We start from the raw sequence: 2,200 nt of genomic DNA, 5'->3' as shown, positions 1-2,200 counted from the left end.
GTTGCGCATCGGGCGACAACGGAGCCGCAAACAACACCGGCGGCGAAGGCAAGGACGGCGGCACCATCTCGATCGCCGTGACCAACGCCGTCACCTCGTTCAACGGGGACACCCCACAGGGTAACCTCGACAGCAACGGTATGGTCGGGTACCTGACCGGCGTCTCTGGGTCGCTCGGCCTCGGCAGCTTCATCACCCTGGACCCCGAGTTCAACATCATCCACGAGGAGGGGTTCGGCACCGTCGAGCAGCTCTCTGAGGACCCGCTGAAGGTGAAGTACACGCTGAAAGACGGTCTGAAGTGGTCCGACGGCGAGCCGATCACGGCCGATGACATGCTCTTTGCCTGGGCGCAGGGCTCCGGCTGGTTTGACGATGCCACCCTCGACCCCGAAACGGGCGAACCCACGTCCGGCACCCAGTACTTCTCCCTCGCGGGCAGCACCACCGGCCTCGACATGACGGCGTTCCCCGAGATCGGCGACGACAACCTCTCGCTGACGCTCACCTACGAGAAGCCCTTCGTGGACTGGGACTCCGTGAACCCGATCGGCAAGCCCGCCCACATCATGGCGAAGCAGGCTGACCTCTCGGTGGACGAGCTGACGAAGCTGATCACCGACACCCCCAAGGGAGACCCGGCGAAGCCCGCCGCGGCCCCGATCCCCGAGCTGAAGAAGATCGCTGACTTCTGGAACTCCGCATACGACACGACCACGATGCCCGAGGACAAGGACCTCCTCGTCGCCTCCGGCCCGTTTGTCGTCTCCGACTTCGTGCCGGAGCAGTCCCTCACGCTCGCCAAGAACCCCGAGTACCAGGGCGACCACAAGGTGGCCTACGACAACCTGGTCTTCCGCTTCATCGGCGACTCCAACGCCCAGATCACCGCCCTGCAGAACGGCGAGGTTGACGCGATTTACCCGCAGCCCTCCGCCGACACGAACGCGGCCCTCGACAAGATGGGCGCGACGCTGTACGCGGGCGACCAGATGGCCTACGACCACCTGGACCTGAACATGGGCGGCGAGACCTTCAAGGACCCGAAGGTCCGCGAGGCCTTCATGAAGACCGTCCCGCGCCAGCAGATTCTCGACTCGATCATCACCCCGATGAATCCCGACGCCGAGGTGCTGAACTCCCAGATCTGGGTCTCGGCCAACCCCGAGTACGCAAACACCATCAAGGAGAACGGCTACGACGCCTTCACCGAGCCCGACATTGAGGGCGCGAAGAAGCTCCTGGGCGGCGCCACGCCCACGGTGAAGATTCTCTACAACAACGAGAACCCGAACCGCGTTGACACCTTCCAGCTCATCAAGGCGAGCGCCGAGGAAGCCGGCTTCGTTGTCGAGGACATGGGCGACCCGAACTGGGGCGCGCTGCTGTCCGGCGGCGAGTACGACGCCTCCATCTTCGGCTGGGTCTCGCCCGGCATCGGCAACTCCGCCCTTCCGCAGATCTTCAAGACCGGCGGCGGCGGCAACTACAACGGCTTCAGCAACGCCGAAGCCGACAAGCTCGTCGATGAGACCCAGGTCTCCCTCGACCCGGCCGAGCTTGAGAAGCAGAAGATCCGGATCGACACGATCACGGCTGAGGAGTTCTACGGCCTGCCCCTGTTCCAGACCCCGGGCCTGTTCGCCGACAACGGCAGCATCTCCGGTGTCGAGTACTTCGGCGGTCAGACGGGCATCGTCTGGAACGCCCAGGACTGGACGCTGAACTAACAGCGACCGGCGCCCCGTGCGGGGGCGAGAGAGCCAATCCGGCTCCCTCGCCCCCGCATCGGCGGGTTTCCCGCCAACGGAGAGCCGGGGACCCCCTACCCGGGGCGAGCCGGCGTCAGCCACTCGAGAATCGACACCATGACAAGTTTCATCGTGAGACGGATCCTCGTCTCAGTCCTCATCCTCCTCGCAGCATCGTTCATCATGTACATGCTCGCCGCCTATTCGGGCGACCCCCTCAAAGACCTCCGGGGCTCGAACGCCCCCAACATTGATCAGCTGATCGCGGCCAGGACCGCAGCGTTGCACCTGGACGTTCCCCCGCCCGCGCGGTGGCTGATCTGGCTCGGCGGCGCCGCCGGGTGCCTGATCCCCTTCGGGAACACCTGCAACCTCGGCCTGAGCGTCACCAACGCAACGGTGACGAGCCTCCTGCCGTCGGCAATGATGTCGACCGTGCAGCTCGTGAC

The 2,200-nt window shown here is 65.1% G+C and carries 1 protein-coding gene and 1 pseudogene; both read left to right on the top strand.

Annotated features, from left to right (window positions below; translation table 11 throughout):
* A partial coding sequence (locus tag OOT08_RS04245) for an ABC transporter family substrate-binding protein (protein WP_325091327.1) occupies nucleotides 1-1,730 on the top strand: 1,730 nt, incomplete at its 5' end.
* 138 nt (nucleotides 1,731-1,868) lie between these two features.
* Nucleotides 1,869-2,200 (top strand): annotated as a pseudogene (locus OOT08_RS04240) (ABC transporter permease); the annotation flags it as partial.

Source organism: Leucobacter sp. M11, from assembly GCF_035726885.1.
In the GTDB taxonomy this organism is placed as follows: domain Bacteria; phylum Actinomycetota; class Actinomycetes; order Actinomycetales; family Microbacteriaceae; genus JAPFRB01.
The sequence above is the reverse complement of the archived record's forward strand: the minus strand, read 5'-3'. Positions and strand labels throughout refer to the sequence as shown.